Source organism: Yersinia sp. 2542 StPb PI (assembly GCF_048593855.1).
GTDB classification, from domain to species: domain Bacteria; phylum Pseudomonadota; class Gammaproteobacteria; order Enterobacterales; family Enterobacteriaceae; genus Yersinia; species Yersinia enterocolitica_E.
This window is the reverse complement of record NZ_JAZGQA010000008.1, coordinates 1-15,820: the sequence shown is the minus strand read 5'-3', so window position 1 is coordinate 15,820 and position 15,820 is coordinate 1. Positions and strand designations below refer to the sequence as shown.

The following is a 15,820-nucleotide window of genomic DNA, read 5'->3' as shown; positions in this document are numbered from 1 at the left end:
CTGGCCACACCCAAACTGTCTGCGACAATAACGCCTATTGGATTGGTGAGGATCGAGATTTACACCCATATTTTGACTCAAGTTTTCCAAAGTCGAGCCGATAATAATCACAGGCTGTGCGGAGGCTAAGGTCTCCTCAGGCAGTATCCCAATATTAATTAATGCAGGCGCTGCGATGCTCGTCGTCTGTGGTAAAAGGATTTCTTCATGTCCAATAGTTTAATGAATACTGCGATGAGTGGTCTGAGCGCAGCGCAATATGCCCTGAGCACCGTCAGTAATAACATCACTAATTTTCAGGTGGCGGGCTATAACCGTCAGAATACTATTTTTGCACAAAACGGTGGAACCTTAAGTCCCGCCGGCTTTATTGGTAATGGCGTTGCAGTAACCGGTGTTAACCGTGAATATAACTCGTTTATTACCAACCAATTACGTTCTTCACAAACGCAAAGCAGTGGCTTAACTACCTATTATCAGCAAATTTCGCAAATTGATAATTTGCTCTCTAATTCGTCCAATAACCTCTCCAGCACCATGCAGGACTTTTTCAGTAACCTGCAAAATCTGGTGAGTAATTCCGGTGATGATGCGGCCCGTAAAACGGTATTGGGCAAGGCTGAAGGGTTGGTTAACCAGTTCCAGAATGCGGATAAATATCTGCGTGATATGGATACTGGCGTAAACCAGAAGATCACCGAAAGCGTTACGCAAATCAATAACTATGCTGACCAAATTGCTAAGTTAAACGATCAAATTACCCGTTTGCGCGGCAGCAGTGGCAGCGAGCCAAATGCGTTACTCGATCAGCGCGACCAATTGGTCACAGAATTGAACCAGATTGTTGGCGTGACCGTGACCCAGCAAGACGGCGATGCTTACAACGTTTCTTTTGCCAGCGGTCTGCCATTGGTGCAAGGACCGGATTCTTATAAAGTCGAAGCCATACCTTCCAGCAGTGATGCTACCCGATTAACCATTGGCTACAAATATGGTAGTGGCGATGTGCTTGAAGTGGACGAAAGCCGCCTGACCACCGGTAGCCTGGGTGGTACGCTGAAATTCCGCAGTGAGGCACTCGACAGTGCACGTAACCAACTGGGGCAATTGGCCTTGGTCATGGCAGACAGCTTCAATACTCAGCATAAAGCCGGGTTTGATACCAGCGGTGATCCGGGCGTTGATTTCTTCAGCTTTGCACAACCGAATGTGTTGAAAAATGCGAGAAATCAGGGTGATGCCAGCTTGACGGTGTCCTACACCGATACTTCAAAAGTCAAAGCCAGTGATTATAGTGTGGAGTTTGATGGAACTGACTGGCAGGTGACACGGCTGTCTGATAACACCAAAGTGCCGGCTAACCCGGTGAAAGACGGCAGTGGTAACACCACCGGGCTGAGCTTTGATGGTGTCGCCGTCAGTGTTGATAACGGCACTGCTGGCGCGCAAGCCAGAGATAAATTCATCGTCAAAACCGTCTCTAACGTGGCTGCTAATTTACAGGTCGATATCACCGACTCAAGTAAGATTGCTGCTGCCGGTACCGCTGATGGTGGCGCGAGTGACAACGTTAACGCCCAGGCATTGTTAGATCTGCAAACCAAAAAACTGGTTGATGGCAAAGCCACGCTGTCTGGTGCTTATGCCGGTTTGGTCAGTAACGTCGGTAACCAAACCAGCACCGCGAAAACCAACAGCACGGCGCAAGCCAATATCGTCAAACAGTTGACCGCCGAGCAGCAGTCTATTTCCGGCGTGAACCTGGATGAAGAGTACGGCGATTTACAGCGTTTCCAGCAATATTATCTGGCGAATGCCCAGGTCATTCAGACGGCTTCGACGCTGTTTAATGCGTTGCTGAGTCTGCGCGGTTAATTTTTTGTCAGCGGCAGAGAGTCCCTGTCGCTACTTATCTTATTTAGCGGTTAGTCAGTATCCCTGTTAAGACAGATTGATTGTTGAGACGGGGTTAGCGGGCTGAACGATTACTAAAAGGAACTGGCATCATGCGCTTAAGTACCAGCATGCTGTATCAGCAAAATATGCAGGGCGTGACTAACGCCCAATCACTGTGGATGCAGTCGGGCCAACAACTCTCCAGCGGCAAGCGGGTGGTTAACCCTTCCGATGACCCGATGGCCGCATCTCAAGCGGTGATGGTGTCGCAAGCCCAATCGGAAAATAGCCAATATACTTTAGCGCGCAGTTTCGCTCGCCAAAGTTCTTCGCTGGAAACCACGGTTTTGGCGCAGGCGACCAGTACCATTCAATCAATTCAGACCTTAGTCATTAGCGCTAAGAGCGATATATTGAGTGATGATGACCGTGCCTCTTATGCCACTCAGTTACAGGGTTTGAAAGACCAACTGGTCAATCAGGCTAACACCACTGATGGCAACGGTCGTTACATCTTTGCTGGCTTCAAAAGTGACAAAGCGCCGTTTGCGGTTAGTGCTACCGGTGATGTGACTTATCAGGGCGGCGATGTCGCTATTGAGCAGAAAGTCGATGCTAACCGTTCGATTACGGTTGGACATACCGGTTCCAGTGTCTTTATGGCATTGACCAGTAATGCGAAACCTGAACCTGATGATGCCGGTGGTAATCCGGTTGCGTCAGAAAGCAATATTTTCAATACCATCGATACCGTGCTGAACTCACTGAAAGTCCCGTTACAAGGGGCGACTGATGCGGTTAAAGATCAAGCTAATGCCGATATGGATAAAGGTATCCGTGGGATGTCCAACTCATTGAATAATGTGTTGTCGGTTCAAGCCGAAATCGGTACCCAACTGCAAGAGCTAGACAACCTGGATAGTTTAGGCAGTGATCGTAGTTTGATTAATAAACAGCGTTTGAGTGATTTGCAGGATGTGGATTGGACCGCGGCTATCTCGTCATATGTGATGCAGCAGGCTGCGCTACAGGCTTCATATACCACATTTACCAATATGCAGGGTTTGTCCCTGTTCCAGCTTAATAAGTAATCCGTCTTCTGCCTGTGGGTCTACCCCACAGGTTCCCTCTTAAGTGTACTTAAACCGGGTGCACTTTTTGGTGTGTCATCTTTTCCCACTAAGGTTTGGGGTGACATACCATTTTTTTGCAGCGACTCAGTTTGCCAATCCGCTCAATACGCCGGCTAATCGGTCAAAAACTTCCCCGAACAGATGCTCAGCAAAGGGGGGCAATAATGGCATTATCAACCCTATTGAGATGATACCGACGGTCAACGTCAGTGGGAAACCGATAACGAACACCGAAAGTTGAGGGGTCATTCGGTTTAGCATGCCTAATGCCATATTCAGAGTTAACAACAGCGTGATCAGCGGCAATGCTAACATCAGTCCATTCATAAAGATTAATGAGCCGGCCTGCGTCAATGCCAGAAAGCCATTACCATTGAGCGGTTCGAACTGAATGGGTAAGGTATGAAAACTGTCGGCCAACAATGAAATTAGCCATAAATGACCATCAAAAGTGAGGAATAACAGCAGGGCCAGCAAGTTAAGTAACCGGGCTAAAACCGGCATATTCGGCCCCCCCGAGGGGTCAAAGAAGGTCGCGAACGACAATCCCATCTGTAAACCAATCACTTCACCGGCCAGCCGGATGGCAGCAAAAGCAAATTGCATGGTCAAGCCGATGGCTACCCCAATCAACACTTGTTGGGCGGCGACCCAGACTGCACCGGTTGAGACTAAGGGAATATTGACCGGGGGTAGCGAAGGGGCAATCAGAAAGGTAATTAACAGCGCCAAACCGACTTTAACTTTGCGGTTTATCTGTTTCTCACTAAACACCGGCGCAGTGGTGATCAGCGCCAGCACCCGAATTAACGGCCAGAAATACTGGCTGACCCAGAGGCTAAGTTGAGTGGTATCGAGGGAAAGCACCGTTAGCCAATCAACGTGGGCAGGCTGGTGAACAGATTACGCATATAGTCCAGTATCAGGTTCAGCATCCATGGGCCTGCGATCACCATCGTGGCGAACACGGCCAGTATTTTTGGGATGAATGACAATGTCATTTCGTTAATTTGCGTTGCTGCCTGCAACAGGCTCACGATCAGGCCGCTTATCAGGGCGGCTAATAACAAGGGCGCAGCCAGGGCAAGTGCAATCTTCATTGCCTCAACGCCGAGGGCCATTACCGATTCTGGTGTCATGATGAGTCTACCTTAGCTATAAAAACTCTGTGCCAGGGAACCCAGTAGTAGCTGCCAACCATCAACCAAGACAAATAGCATCAGCTTGAAGGGCAGTGAGATACTGGCTGGGGGAACCATCATCATCCCCAATGCCATCAGCACACTGGCTACCACCAGATCGATAATCAGGAAGGGAATAAACACGGTAAAACCGATTTGGAAGGCGGTTTTCAGCTCGCTGGTGACATAAGCAGGTAGCAGAATGCGCATCGGTACCACTTCGGGACCTTCCAATGGCGGCAGATTGGCCAGCCTGGCATACAGTGCCAGATCTGATTCGCGGGTTTGGCGCAGCATAAATTCACGTAAAGGTTGTGAGCCTTTATCCATCGCCACTTCCATGCTTATCTTGTCCTGACTGAAAGGCAGATAAGCGTCCTGATACACCTTGTCAAATACCGGCGACATAATAAAAAATGTCAGAAACAGCGCCAGACCCAACATCACCTGATTGGGGGGCGCAGAGGGGGTACCCAATGCGTTGCGCAGCAACCCGAGCACAATAATAATACGGGTAAAACTGGTCATCATCAGTAAGGCGGCTGGCAGGAAACTCAGGGTGGTGATGAAAACCAAGGTCTGCACCGGTAAAGACCAGCTCTGCCCACCATTAGCCAATGGCTGGCTGATGATACCGGGCAGTTGAGCCAGCACCGCCGGAGAGCAGAGTAAGCCCAATAGCAGTAGGGTGGTTTTATTGATGAGTGCAGCCAGAAGACGGCGCAGCAGCAACCGATAAGTGAAATCAGTGTTGGCCGCTGCGGTTGTTACGCTATTGGCTGTGGTAAGCACGGGGCGAAGAGACATCATGCCGATTTTTCCGGGTGTTTCGATTTCTTGTTAAATAGATGGTTGTTCAGTAGCTGGCGAAAATCGGCCGGTTTCGCACGGTCGGGCGACGAAGCTGCTGTCGCTTCATCAATCGCAGGACGTGTCAGAGTGTGGAGTTGTGTCACCTGCTGTGCAGTTACGCCTAACACCAGCCAGGTATTGTCTACTTCAACAATGACCACCCGCTCGCGCTGACCAACCTGACAACTGGCCTTCACATTCAATAATTTGTTGTTACGTGCCTGCGGGGCAAAACCTAAACGGCGTACCAGCCAGGCACCACATAAAATCAGCAGTAAAATACCGCCTAACACGCTGCCAACCTGCGTTAACACCGAGCCGGCAGGTATCGCTGGTGCCGTCTGTTGCACCGCCGTACCAGGGTGGCTGGCCGCAAAGCCAGTAACCGGTGTCGTAACCGTGGATGCGGCAGTATCAACCTGTGCTGCGGTCATTAGCGGCTCAGACGGCGCATACGTTCTGACGGAGTAATGATGTCAGTGATACGTACACCATATTTATCAGCGACTACCACCACTTCACCCTGCGCAATCAGATAACCGTTAATCAAAATATCCAATGGCTCACCGGCCAGGCCATCAAGGGAGACGACCGAGCCTTGAGACAAGCGCAGTAACTCTTTGATGGTCATTTTGGTGCGACCCAGTTCAACGGTCAGCTTTACCGGGATATCCAGAATTAAATCGATATCCTGTAGGTTACCCAAGGCATCCGGTGCTTCCAGTGATTTAAATACACCCTCGGTGGTGGCCGCTGGTTTATCCGCTGCCTGCTGCTCATTAAACGCATCAGCCCACAGATCGTCCACGGATTCCTTTCCATCGTCAGACGGAAGCTTAGGGTCACTCATTGGGCTGTTCCTCATTCAGAGCATTCAAAATAGGGTTAATCAAATGTTCAACACGTAGGGCATATTGCCCGTTTAATGTCCCGTACTGACTGGTCAGTACCGGTACGCCGTCGACATGCGCAATCAGTCGATCCGGTTTATCTATGGGTAATACATCCCCTGGTTGCAGCTTGAGTATCTGCGATAGTCTCAGCGGGATATCGACAAAATTAGCCACCAGCTCCAGCTCGGAGTGCTGCACTTGCTTCACCAGTGTTTCGCGCCAGTGGCTATCTTCCTGTCGGGAATTTTCCAACGGTGGGTTGGTTAGTAGCTCACGCAATGGCTCGATCATGGCGAAGGGAATACAGATGTTGAACTCACCACTCAACGCCCCGATCTCCACATGGAAAGGGGTGGTGACCACGATATCGTTGGGGGAGGTGGTGATATTGGTGAATTTCACCTGTATTTCAGAACGGACATATTCCACATCAATTTTATAGATAGGCGCCCAGGCATCACGGTAGGCATCCAGCGCTAGCCGTAACATGCGGTTAATCACACGTTGCTCAGTGTGGGTAAACTCGCGACCTTCTACTTTAGTTGGGAAGCGACCATCACCACCGAACAGATTATCAACCGCAATAAAGACCAGGCTCGGGGCGAAAACGAATAGCGCGGTGCCACGTAGCGGTTTGAGATGAATCAGGTTGAGATTGGTCGGTACCGGCAGATTACGGGCAAAGTCGTGGTATGGCTGAATTTTTATCGGGCCGACGGTGATATCCGGGCTGCGACGTAACAGGTTAAACAGCCCCATACGGAACTGACGAGCAAAACGTTCATTGATGATCTCCAACGCTTGCAGGCGTTCACGCACCACACGTCGCTGGGTCGTCGGATCGTAAGGTTTAACGTCTGTTTCATTACCGACGACAGCAACTGGCTCATCGCCACCGCTGTCACCGTTTAACAGTGCGTCAATCTCTGCTTGTGAAAGAATGCTATCGCCCATAATGATTATCGCAATATAAATGCGGTAAACAGCACATCGCTGACTACCTGATTAGGTTGGCCTTTAACCATTGGCGGGCTAAGTACGTTTTTAATTTCACCGACTAAACGCTGTTTGCCTTCTTCATTTGACAGGCTATCGGCGGACTGCCGAGAAAGTAGCAACAGCAAGCGGCTGCGAACTTCCGGCAGATAGTCATTGAGTTTGGCGCGAGTCGCATCGTCGGGCAGCCTTAACGTTAATCCGATATAAAGCACGCGATCCAGATTGTTATCTGGCGTGATCAGATTGACCGTAAAGGTCTCCAGCGGCATAAACACCGGAATAACAGGAACGGCTTTCGCAGCGGTAGGTTTACTCTTATGGAGTATCCACCAGCTATAACCGCCACCTGCAGATGCTGCCACAGCAATCAGCACTAGCAGGATCACCCAGATCGAACTCTTACGCTTGGCCGGGAAGGTATTATCAGACATGGAGAAGACAAATTCCTGTTTCGGTATCAAACCGGTGAATCACGACAATAACCTGGGGTATCTCATTGCTGGATGGCACAAACCGCTGACCACCGACAAATAACCCCATGCTATCCGAATTATTACTGATGATTATCCCGCGTATCTTTAATGCCAATAGGCAGAATAGGTGGCGAAAAACGGCCTAACTTGTCCGTTTGTCACCTTTTGCTGAAATTAACACCCGTTTTAGGCGAAAATATCGACACCACCATTACCATTAGCCAGTGATTGCAACGCCGCAGGTGTCACGAGCGGTGTGCTGTTCGGTACATCACCCGATGCGCTGCTACCGTAAGCGGGTTGGCCGTGTGATGCGAAACTCTGCTGATTTTGTTGGCTCTGTTGTTGTGCCTGTTGCCACTGTCCTTCACTGCCGACACTGCTTTGGCCCAACTGGATACCACTTTCAGCCAATGCCGAGCGTAAACTTGGCATCGCCGCTTCAATAGCTGCCCGAACCTGGCTGTGAGCTGAAGCAAAGTGCAACTGAGCTTGGTTATCTTCCATTTTCAGGCTGATTTGCAATGCCCCCAACTCTTGCGGATGTAGCCGCAGTTCGGCATTTTGTTGGCCGTTACGACTAAACATCACCACTTGTTGCCCCAGCGATTGTTGCCATTCCTGGCTACCCAACTGAGCGCTTAAATGGCCACTGACGGGCACGCTAACCGGGCCACTGGCTGTCGCTGGCAGAACCGGGCTGGAAACCGGAGGGAGTGATGGTGTTACCGTGGCTGAACTCACGGCTATTTTATCCACCGCGGCTGTGGCAATGGTTTTGTCGGTCGGTACGGCTACGGGGGCGGCTTTGGCACTAAGGCTGCTATCTGCATCCTGTGCTGTCGTCAGACGTGCCAGCTTATCTTGGGCGGTAGTGGTTTTAGCCTTACCGGGGGTGGCCGCTGGCAGTGCGTTGTTGGTGGCATTGTCACTTTTCGCAGTGCCGATGGTGCCGCCGATCAATGCCGCCAAACCTTTATCTTGTGAGGTCAGACTGGTCAGAGTAGCTAAGTCCTGCCTGGCGCTGGTTTTGTCGCTGGTCAGGCCATTGCCGTCAGTCAATGGCGTTTTCTGTCCATTGTTGGCGCTGCCCAGCGTGGTAGCAACCTGGTGGGGTAACATGGCTAATAACGACTGCAACGCACTGGATTCGGCCAGCGCGGTGGTTTTATCCAGCGTGCTGTCATCATCTAATGTGGTTTTCTTCACATTAGCCGCGTCTCCAGTCTGCCCTGCGTGGGTCAGGCCTACAGGCAACGTGGCGCTAATATCACCTAAGGCGGCCAATAACTGATTCAATTTACTGTTACCACTGATTGACTTTCCTCCGTCCACATTGGCAGTGATATCAGTGGTTGCAGCCAGCGATGATTTCAGGGTCGAGGCATCCATAGCCGTCAGCTCTTTACCCAGTTGGTCACCCAATAATTTGGCAAAATCAGCCGGTAGCCCCGCGTCTGTAAACAGCGCAGCAATCGATGAAGAGGAAGATGCACCCTCAGTTTCACTGGCAGTTGCAGTGGCAGGCAATAGGGACAGATTCATGAATTAAGACTCCTTTGTGAGGCGCGCTGTGCGAACTCATCCATCAATTTTTGATCCAAACGGTTTTCTTGCAAGCGCGCGGTGGTTTCAGCCCGCTCATTCAAGGTTTCAAATGCATTTAACCGTTGCTGCTTTTCTTGCCAATGCTTAACTGCCTGCTCAACTTTGACATTCCACTGAGCCAACTGATTACGATGTTGGTCAATGGCTTGCTCCAGCGTCTGAATAAATTGCTGATAGTTTTGCCAACTGGAGGAGGCCATCCCGTTACTCAGTGTGTCATTCAACCGCACCCGGTATTCATCCTGATAAGTCAGCAACATCGTGAGTTGCTGCTCAGCATTCTGATAGGACAGGCGAACCTGACCCAGTTGCGTGCTTGCCTGTTCGACGGCTTTCTGGGCCAGATCGCGCAGGGTGATGAGAGGTGACTGACTTTTCATCGTATTCCTTATACCCGCCGTACTTGAAGCCGCAGGGTTGTTGGCTACCTTCACTTACCCAAATGGCTTGACGGTGTCAGCTCATTGGGATTAATGAGGCTCACCCTACGGGCTAGCATAAATACTGTTCAAATCGGTTCCCGACCGATTTGTCATTCACTTGCCGCCTACCTGCCACGCCAATTTCTTTGGGTATACGCCAGGGGCGGTGGCTTGAGTCACTGGCTATCAACCCGGAAACAGACTCTTCAGATGCTGGCATGCATCGTCGTAACTGCTGCGTTCGAACATGCCTTGCTGTAAGAAGATTTCCATTTGCGGGTAAAGGGCGATAGCCTTATCCAGTAGCGGATCACTACCGGCGGCATAGGCACCCACACTGACCAAGTCACGGTTACGCTGATAACTGGCAAGTAGTTGTTTAAACTGGCGAACTTGACTGTAATGGTTCTCATCGATCAGTGATGTCATGGCACGACTGATCGATGCTTCAATATCGATGGCCGGATAGTGGCCAGATTCAGCCAGACGGCGTGATAACACCACATGACCGTCGAGAATGGCGCGTGCCGAGTCGGCAATCGGGTCTTGCTGGTCATCGCCTTCGGTTAATACGGTATAAAATGCAGTAATCGAGCCACCGCCGGTGACACCGTTACCCGCACGTTCCACCAGCGCCGGTAATTTAGCGAATACGGAGGGTGGATAACCTTTCGTTGCCGGTGGTTCGCCGATGGCCAGCGCAATTTCACGTTGCGCCATGGCATAGCGAGTCAGCGAGTCCATAATCAGCAATACGTGCTGACCACGGTCACGGAAATCTTCTGCAATGCGAGTTGCATAAGCGGCACCTTGCATACGCAGTAATGGCGATACGTCGGCAGGCGCGGCTATCACTACCGAACGAGCACGGCCTTCCGGCCCTAAAATATTCTCGATAAAGTCTTTTACTTCACGGCCACGTTCACCAATCAGACCCACCACAATGACATCTGCTTGGGTATAACGCGCCATCATGCCGAGCAGCACACTTTTACCTACCCCAGAGCCGGCGAACAGACCCATACGTTGCCCACGGCCAACGGTCAGTAGGGCATTAATCGTCCGCACACCGACATCGAGTACCTGCACAATCGCGGTACGTTGTAATGGATTGATTGGCGGGGTGATCAGTGGGGCGCGATAACTGGTTTCTGGTGCAGGTAGACCATCAAGCGGTTTGGCACTGCCATCCAATACCCGCCCCAGGAGTTCCGGGCCGAGCGGCAGTTGTTTACTGGCTGAAGCACCGCCGGTGGTCACCCGGGCATAGACTCTGGCACCGGGTACAATGCCTTCGACTTCTTCCAGCGGCATCAGAAACAGGCGATGGCCGTTAAAACCGACCACTTCACTTTCAACTTCCTGCACTGCGCCGTTATCGTGGCGCTCAATCAGACAAGTTGCGCCCAATGGCAGCTGTAATCCCGTGGCCTCCAGGACTAAACCCGTGGCGCGGGTCAACCGCCCGTAGCGACGGATAGTGGTTGACTGGCTGATGCGCTCTTCGAATTTATCTAAAGAGGCGAGCCAACGACCAAGGCGCGCGGTCATCATAATTCTCCCGGCGCGGCGAGGCGGCACAACTCATGCCAGCGGGTCGCCAAACTGGCATCGAGATCACCTTCTTCGGCGCTGACTTTGCAGCCACCCGGATGAATTTGACTATCACCCAGCAAGCGCCAGCCATGCAGACTTAAGGTGCTGCCTAAGCGTTGCTCGACGACTGCCAGATCATCAGGATTAACCCGCAGTTGTGGCTTACCGGTGAACATCGGTTCTTGCTGAATCAGTTGTTGGATTTGGGCCAATAATGCCGTGCCATCACAGATTGCAGGTTGCCCGAGAATTTGTTTCGCGGCGGCCAGGGCCATTTGCATTAACCGCGAGGCAATCACGCTGTCGAGTGCATCAAGGGTACTTTGGAAGTCGTTCACCAGCAGTTGCCAGTGGGCAGTCATCGGGGCCAATTGCTTTTGAGCATCGGCCAGTGCCTGTTGATGACCTTCCTCCAGACCGGTCTGGTAACCTTTATCCAACCCTTCTTGTAACCCTTTAGCGAACCCTTGTTGGCGGCCCTGCTTCTCGGCTTCGAGTTGCAGATTTACCAGTGCTTGCTGCTCACTGACCCCGGTTGATTCGCTATCGCTACCCGTATCCGGTTCATCAGTAAACAGCATACTGATATCCGGCGCAGCCGCGGGCGGAGTAGTATCCGATGTAGTGGCAAAGTCGTTGAGTGACCAAGGTTGCCAGGGCAGGGCATTTATCCTGTCAGACATAGATATCCTCGCCACCACCAATGACTATCTCGCCGCTTTCCGCCAGACGACGGACAATAAGCAAGATGGCTTTCTGTTCGTTTTCGACCAGTGACATACGTACCGGTCCACGGGTTGCCAGATCGTCGCGCAAGATTTCTGCTGCACGCAATGACATGTTGCTGAGGAAACGCTCGCGCAATGCTTGATCGGCACCTTTCAGGGCGATCAACAGTGATTCGTTGTCTATCTCTTGCAGTAAACGCTGAATGCTGCGGTCGTCGACACTGACCAAATTCTCGAACAGGAACATTTCGTCGATAATTTTTTGAGCCAATTCGCCGTCGTATTCGCGTACTGCGTCCATGACCGTCTCTTCCTGTTGTGTTTTCATCAGGTTGATAATCTCGGCCGCTGTGCGGATACCGCCCATTTTGCTGCGTTTGAGGTTCTGGCCATCGAGCAGGTTGTTCAATACTTCGGTCAACTCAGCCAATGCGGCGGGCTGGACACCACCAAAGGTGGCGATACGCAACATCACATCGTTGCGCAGGCGCTCGTCGAACAGCGCCAGTATGTCGGCGGCCTGAGCGCGTTTCAGATGGACCAGGATGGTGGCGATAATCTGCGGATGTTCGTCGCGGATCAGGTCGGCCGCCATCTGCGGTTCCATAAAGTTGAGCGTTTCCATGCCACTGGTGGTTTCGCGCGATTCCAGAATATCTTCCAACAAGCTGGATGCGCGCTCTTCCCCCAGGGCTTTTATCAGCACACTGCGCAGGTAATCACTGGCGTTGACGCTCAGTGCGGCATATTGCTCGGCATCGTCTTCAAATTCAGCCAATACATCAATCAGTTGCTGGTGAGAAACCTGACGCATACTGGCCATGGTGGTACTGAGTTGCTGCACTTCGCGCGAGGAGAGGTGTTTAAACACCTCAGCGGCATGGTCTTCACCCAGAGTCATCAGCATGATGGCGCTTTTTTCAGTTCCGGTCAGGCTCATTGGTCATTACTCATCCATTGACGGATAACCAGCGCGACAACACGTGGGTCTTTATCCGCAAGTTCGCGTATACGCTGGGCCTGAACTTCAGCACTCACTCGCTGCTGATTTTTCTTACGTAAGGCCAGCTCTTCTTTACTCTGTTTGGCATTTTCAGACGCTACCGCAGTCTGGACAATGTTATTGACCGATGCCGCAGCCTTATCAGCAACTTGTTTCTTAGCGACCATAGGGCGCACTAATTTGCGCCATAAAATCCATGCCACCAGCAAGATAAGCAGATAACGACCAGCATTTAACATCTGATCAAAGAACGATTGTTGCTGCCAGAAGGGCAGTGTGTTGCCGCTGGCATCATCGGTGGCGTTAAATGGTGTATTCACCACATTTAATGTGTCGCCACGATCAGTAGAGAAGCCCATCGCCTCGCGTGTCAGGGATTCCACTTGTGCCAATTGATCTTTGGTCAGCGCAACTGGCTTGCCCGCCTTATCACTGCCGTAATTAACAACAACGGCAACAGAGAGGCGCTGCACCATGCCAGCTTGTTGCTGGGTATGACGGATTGTGCGGTCAACTTCAAAGTTAGTGGTTTGGTCGTGGCGGCTGTTGCTTGACGTCGCTGTCGATTTAGCGGCAGTGGCCGGACGATTAGCCGTGTTGGCATTGTTCGCTGTGGCACCAGCTGCACCGGCAGCAGGCGTCGCTGCTGGGGTTTCAATCGGTGCGACCGGTGTGGCAGATGGCTGATTGGATAATGCCCCCGGAACACCACCGACATTGGTTCCCCCCAACTGTTCACTGGTGCTAACTTGCTGTGAGCGGACCGCGCCTTTGTCGGCGGCCTGATTAGGCTTGTACTCTTCATCGGTCTGTTCACGGCTGGCAAAATCAACTTGAGCCGTGACCTGCGCATGCACATTACCGTTACCGACCATCGGGGCGAGTATGGTTTCAATGCGACGTTGGAAGCGATTTTCAACTTCGTTAGTAAATTTGAGTTGTGCGGCGTTTAAATCACGGCCCGCACTGTCGGATTGCGTTAACAAACGGCCGGTTTGGTCAACGACAGTCACGTTACCCGGCGGTAAACCGGCCACGCTGCTGGAAACCATATATACGATGGCGTTAATCTGGCCATCATCAAGGGCACGACCTGGTTGCAATGCGAGTGTTACAGAGGCGGTTGGAGACTTTTGTTCCCGAACAAAGAGAGAAGGTTTTGGCATTGCCAAGTGAACACGCACATTCATCACTGGCCCGAGGGTGCCAATAGTGCGCGCCAGTTCACCTTCCAAAGCGCGCTGATAGTTAATTTGCTCACTGAATTGGCTGATGCCAAACTTTTCCTGATCCAGCAGTTCAAAACCTACCGCACCGCCTTTAGGCAAGCCTTGTTGGGCCAGACGCAGGCGGGTTTCATGTACCTTATCTGCCGGGACCAACAACGCGCCACCATTATCAGCGAAGCGATAAGGGATATTCAGTTGTGTCAGTTGCGTAACGATATCACCACCGTCACGATCATTCAGGTTGCTATAAAGGACGCGATAATCCGGGCTTTTAGCCCATAACATCAGCGCGACAATAATAGCGACGGCCGCAGCCGCAGCAATCAGCAGTGGGATTTTTGGATTCGCGCGTAGGCGTGCCAGTGTCGTCGTAAAAACATTCTCACGATTTTCACCGCCAGTTATCGAGGCATTCATACACGTCCTTGGCCAAGCTGAACAACGTTTGAGTTAGTATTTTTTATGTAACTAGTGTGTCGAAACAAAACAGACTCCCAAGTGCTGTGAGCGATAAAGCATCAATAGCTGATCTCCCCTTTTATGGGCATGCCATTATTTGCTGTAAGTGATGAATTCGATGGCTCAATAAGCCGGTATTTTTGTGTCTAATTAGCGGCTTTAGTACAAAAATGATGTGTTAGGGTGTCATCCTGAAAATAGTGACTCGTGGCGAATGGTGAATAACCGCATTTACGGACTCATTTTCCATGTTGTTATTTGACCCATTACATCGTTTGAGGATGAGCATGTCTGTTCAAGGTATTGAAGGGGTTTTACAGCAGTTGCAGGTCACTGCATTGCAGGCATCCGGTTCGGCAAAGATGTTGCCAGCAGAGGCCGGCTTCGCCAGTGAGTTGAAAGCGGCCATCGGCAAAATCAGTGAAAACCAACAGCATGCCCGCACTCAGGCACAGAATTTTGAATTGGGTGTGCCCGGTGTTGGCCTGAATGATGTGATGGTAGATATGCAAAAGTCATCAGTATCTTTACAACTGGGCATCCAAGTTCGTAATAAGTTAGTTGCGGCTTATCAAGATGTGATGAATATGGGGGTGTGAGGCTACTTATACCGTCTCATGTGACAGTGCCCATAGATAGAGGGATGCCGTTGTTCCATAGGGTGTGTAACGGCGGCGGTAACGCTCAAAGCGTTCTCGTGGCAGCGTTTTATGGCCATATAGATTCATCATGCCGCGCCGGATCGCTAAATCTCCCCAACTGACGACATCGGGTCGTGCAAGTGAGGAGATCAATAACATTTCTGCGGTCCAGATGCCGACACCGTTGAGGCTTGATAGCTGCGCAATAACGTCGTTATCGGGCAGCAGGGAAATAGCAGATAAATCCAGCGTGCCATTAAGTGCAGCATCCGCAGCACCTTTAATGTATCCCGCTTTCCTCATCGTCATACCACACCCTTGAATAGCCTCTACCGTTGCAGTTGCGACAGTTATTGGTGTCACGGCCCCGAGCAATGCGACCAACCGTGCATTGACCGTTAGTGCCGCCTTGACCGAAATTTGTTGGTCAACGATATTTCTGATCAATGCAGCAAATAAATCAGGGGATAGCGGGCGAGTTATCATCCCCAGCCGTTCGATGGCGGCGGCCATCTTTTTATCACGCCGTTTGAGATGGTTAATTTCTGTTTCACCGTAACGATAGAACATGCCTGACAGCCTCCTGTTATCGACGTAATAAAATATATAAGTAGAAAGTTAAAAATCATAGCGCTAATTCTAGCTGCTGCACACTCTGTTTGTTGCTGATGTTTTTTTACAATTGAGAATTATCTGACCACTATCAC

General features: G+C 51.0%; 17 protein-coding genes. 3 read left to right on the top strand and 14 right to left on the bottom strand.

Going from position 1 to position 15,820, the window contains the following annotated elements; all coding sequences use genetic code 11:
• The first annotated feature begins 207 nt into the window (after positions 1-207).
• Entirely contained in the window at positions 208-1,875 is a 1,668-nt protein-coding gene (gene flgK, locus V1952_RS02340) for a flagellar hook-associated protein FlgK (RefSeq protein WP_372558673.1), read from the top strand.
• A 131-nt stretch (positions 1,876-2,006) separates the two neighbouring features.
• Entirely contained in the window at positions 2,007-2,987 is a 981-nt protein-coding gene (gene flgL / locus V1952_RS02335; protein WP_372558674.1) for a flagellar hook-associated protein FlgL, read from the top strand.
• Between the two features lie 126 nt (positions 2,988-3,113).
• On the opposite strand, the gene fliR is transcribed toward flgL, so the two are convergent.
• The 13 genes from fliR to fliF form a co-directional block, all read right to left on the bottom strand.
• Positions 3,114-3,896, bottom strand: a complete 783-nt coding sequence (gene fliR / locus V1952_RS02330) for a flagellar biosynthetic protein FliR (RefSeq protein WP_372558675.1) — start codon at positions 3,894-3,896, stop codon at positions 3,114-3,116.
• A gap of 2 nt (positions 3,897-3,898) precedes the next feature.
• A complete protein-coding gene (gene fliQ / locus V1952_RS02325) occupies positions 3,899-4,168 on the bottom strand; it encodes a flagellar biosynthesis protein FliQ (RefSeq protein ID WP_083159154.1) in 270 nt (89 codons plus the stop codon).
• A gap of 12 nt (positions 4,169-4,180) precedes the next feature.
• Entirely contained in the window at positions 4,181-4,936 is a 756-nt protein-coding gene (fliP, locus tag V1952_RS02320; protein WP_372559879.1) for a flagellar type III secretion system pore protein FliP, read from the bottom strand.
• An 80-nt stretch (positions 4,937-5,016) separates the two neighbouring features.
• Positions 5,017-5,496, bottom strand: a complete 480-nt coding sequence (gene fliO, locus V1952_RS02315; protein ID WP_083159153.1) for a flagellar biosynthetic protein FliO — start codon at positions 5,494-5,496, stop codon at positions 5,017-5,019.
• Positions 5,496-5,912 (bottom strand): flagellar motor switch protein FliN, encoded by a 417-nt coding sequence (gene fliN / locus V1952_RS02310; protein ID WP_025377918.1) that lies wholly within the window; start codon positions 5,910-5,912, stop codon positions 5,496-5,498. The genes fliO and fliN overlap by 1 nt, the downstream gene beginning before the upstream one ends.
• Positions 5,905-6,909 (bottom strand): flagellar motor switch protein FliM, encoded by a 1,005-nt coding sequence (fliM, locus tag V1952_RS02305; RefSeq protein ID WP_083159152.1) that lies wholly within the window; start codon positions 6,907-6,909, stop codon positions 5,905-5,907. The genes fliN and fliM overlap by 8 nt, the downstream gene beginning before the upstream one ends.
• Before the next feature lie 5 nt (positions 6,910-6,914).
• A complete protein-coding gene (gene fliL, locus V1952_RS02300) occupies positions 6,915-7,385 on the bottom strand; it encodes a flagellar basal body-associated protein FliL (RefSeq protein ID WP_372558678.1) in 471 nt (156 codons plus the stop codon).
• Between the two features lie 228 nt (positions 7,386-7,613).
• A complete protein-coding gene (locus tag V1952_RS02295) occupies positions 7,614-8,972 on the bottom strand; it encodes a flagellar hook-length control protein FliK (protein WP_420074264.1) in 1,359 nt (452 codons plus the stop codon).
• Complete coding sequence (gene fliJ, locus V1952_RS02290) at positions 8,969-9,415, bottom strand: flagellar export protein FliJ (RefSeq protein WP_083159150.1); 447 nt, start codon at positions 9,413-9,415, stop codon at positions 8,969-8,971. The genes V1952_RS02295 and fliJ overlap by 4 nt, the downstream gene beginning before the upstream one ends.
• A gap of 228 nt (positions 9,416-9,643) precedes the next feature.
• On the bottom strand, positions 9,644-11,008 hold the full coding sequence (fliI, locus tag V1952_RS02285; RefSeq protein WP_372559880.1) for a flagellar protein export ATPase FliI: 1,365 nt from the start codon (positions 11,006-11,008) through the stop codon (positions 9,644-9,646).
• Entirely contained in the window at positions 11,008-11,736 is a 729-nt protein-coding gene (gene fliH / locus V1952_RS02280; protein ID WP_372558681.1) for a flagellar assembly protein FliH, read from the bottom strand. The genes fliI and fliH overlap by 1 nt, the downstream gene beginning before the upstream one ends.
• Positions 11,729-12,721, bottom strand: a complete 993-nt coding sequence (fliG, locus tag V1952_RS02275) for a flagellar motor switch protein FliG (RefSeq protein WP_083159147.1) — start codon at positions 12,719-12,721, stop codon at positions 11,729-11,731. Before fliG ends, fliH begins: the two co-directional genes overlap by 8 nt.
• The gene (gene fliF / locus V1952_RS02270) at positions 12,718-14,430 is read right to left on the bottom strand and encodes a flagellar basal-body MS-ring/collar protein FliF (protein WP_420074263.1); all 1,713 of its coding nucleotides are present in this window, start codon (positions 14,428-14,430) and stop codon (positions 12,718-12,720) included. Before fliF ends, fliG begins: the two co-directional genes overlap by 4 nt.
• A 329-nt stretch (positions 14,431-14,759) precedes the next feature.
• Between fliF and fliE the strand changes: the two genes are divergently transcribed.
• The gene (gene fliE / locus V1952_RS02265) at positions 14,760-15,071 is read left to right on the top strand and encodes a flagellar hook-basal body complex protein FliE (protein ID WP_005189374.1); all 312 of its coding nucleotides are present in this window, start codon (positions 14,760-14,762) and stop codon (positions 15,069-15,071) included.
• 6 nt (positions 15,072-15,077) lie between these two features.
• Here the strand turns inward: fliE and V1952_RS02260 are convergent, their stop codons facing one another.
• Positions 15,078-15,683 (bottom strand): DNA-3-methyladenine glycosylase family protein, encoded by a 606-nt coding sequence (locus tag V1952_RS02260; protein ID WP_372558744.1) that lies wholly within the window; start codon positions 15,681-15,683, stop codon positions 15,078-15,080.
• Positions 15,684-15,820: the final 137 nt, after the last annotated feature.